The sequence below is a fragment of the Mesorhizobium sp. M5C.F.Ca.IN.020.32.2.1 genome, assembly GCF_004023105.1.
Lineage (GTDB): Bacteria > Pseudomonadota > Alphaproteobacteria > Rhizobiales > Rhizobiaceae > Mesorhizobium > Mesorhizobium wenxiniae.
This window is the reverse complement of the sequence record NZ_RZSX01001062.1, coordinates 1-1908: the sequence shown is the minus strand read 5'-3', so window position 1 is coordinate 1908 and position 1908 is coordinate 1. Positions and strand designations below refer to the sequence as shown.

1 protein-coding gene and 1 pseudogene are annotated in these 1908 nt (G+C 65.8%); one reads left to right on the top strand and one right to left on the bottom strand.

Annotated elements, in window-relative coordinates:
• Positions 1–183, top strand: a pseudogene (locus EOA86_RS32835) (hypothetical protein); the annotation flags it as partial.
• On the opposite strand, the gene EOA86_RS32830 reads toward EOA86_RS32835, so the two are convergent.
• The coding region (locus EOA86_RS32830; protein WP_164892242.1) for an adenylate/guanylate cyclase domain-containing protein at positions 180–1908 on the bottom strand (1729 nt) is incomplete at its 5' end. The pseudogene EOA86_RS32835 and the gene EOA86_RS32830 overlap by 4 nt on opposite strands.

Genomic DNA, 1908 nt, shown 5'->3' with positions numbered 1-1908 from the left:
GCAGTAGAGCCGAATTTGCAGTTCGCCGGCATCATCCTCGAACAGTTCGTTGCGTGCATCTTCGATCCGGACAATACCGGCTCCGTAAACGTCGCCCTGAAATGCCGTTATCGCGAGATAACCAGAACGAGCTACAAGGGGTCGCCGACAATCCTGTTCGAACGCGAACGGACAACCGCCTAACTTGCGGCTGTCGAAACCGGTGCGCTTACCGCCGCGCGGGCATAGACCATGGTAGACTCGCCGCGCCCCTTTACGGTGATCTCGCGCAGCGGGGTCAGCGGAATCCTGTCTGACACCAGTTCGGCGGTCGCCCGGCCGATCACCAGCGGAACGCCGAGATCCTTCGAGGCGCCCTCCAGCCGCGATGCGAGATTGACCGCATCGCCGAGCGCCGAATAGTCGAAGCGCTGCTCCGATCCGACATTGCCGACGACGCATTGCCCGGTGTTGACGCCGATGCCGATGCGCAGCGCAATCGGCGTTTCGCCGCGCGTTTCGGCCTCCGCCTGCAATTGCGCGTTCAGCCGATCTAGCGCGGCGAGCATTTCGAGGCTGGCCTCCACCGCATGGATGGCGTGGTCTGGATCGTCCAGCGGCGCGTTCCAGAATGCCATCAGGCAGTCGCCGATATATTTGTCGATGGTGCCGCCATGCGCCATCACGACGTCGGAAAGCGGCGTCAGCAGCTGGTTGATCAGCGTTGTCAGCCGCTCGGGATCGCCCTTCATCGCCTCCGCGATGGTGGTGAAGCCGCGAATGTCGCAAAAGAGAATGGTCAGGGTGCGGACCTCGCCGCCAAGGCGAAGCTGCGTCGGGTCGCGCGCCAGGCGTTCCACCAGGGCCGGCGACAGATATTGCGAGAAGGCGCGCGTTATGCCGCGCCTAAGCTTCCGCTCCGCCGCGAAATCGCGCGCCGCCTGCGCGCTTGCGACAAGAGTAAAGGCAAGCGCTGGCGCCAGCGGCGCGACAAAGACACGGCCGTAGCGCAGCGCCATATAGCTGCCGCCGAGGAGCGCCAGCACGGCAACCACAGCGCCGGCCAGGGTCTTCCATCCGGTCGACTTCCAGACGGCAAGAACGCCAATGCCCGCGCCAAGCAGGATCGAGAGAATTGCCGCCCATGCCGGGGGGCGCGCGATGAACAGCTGATGCGCCAGATTGTCGAAGACCGTCGCCTGGATCTCGACGCCGGAAACGAGCGTGCCGGTGCGAATGGTGAACGGCGAGGCGTGGACGTCGGCGCCGCCTTGCGACAGCGTCGGCGCGTTCTGCAGGCTGAGCCCGACCATGACGATGCGGCCGCGGAAAAAATTCTCCGGCAGGAAACTGTCGGGATCGAGCGCCTGATAGTAGGAGACGGTCGGATATGTGCGAGACGGGCCGAAGGCCTGCAGCAGCGCGTTTCGCGGTACAGTGGCCGGCCGGCCGGCGGCGTTCAGAAGCTCTGCCGCAAAGCCGTCGCCATAGCCCGGCACGCGCCGCAGGATGCCGTCGCCGTCGGGCGCGATTGAGGCGATGCCGGTTGCGGCGCCCGTCGCGGTGAAAATGGCCAGCGGCTCGACCCGGACATGCTGGGCGGCCTGCTCGGTCTCGATGAATGTCTCGTCGCCGGCCAGAACCACGTCCGGGCCAAGGCTCTTGACCAACGCTTCGTCCGCGGCCGGCGTCGACGGCTCGGCAAAGATGATGTCGAGCCCGACGGCTTTCGCTCCAGCGCGGCGCAGAGCCTCGACGAGCCGCCCGTGAAGATCGCGCGGCCATGGCCATTGCGGGCCGATCTCGGCAAGCGAGGGCTCGTCGATGGCGACAATGACCGGCCCGTCATCGGGCGGGGGCGGCGGCGAAATGGTCGAGAGATAATCGAAAGCGCGCCCCTCGACGAGCTTCCATGGCGTGAGCAGGGAC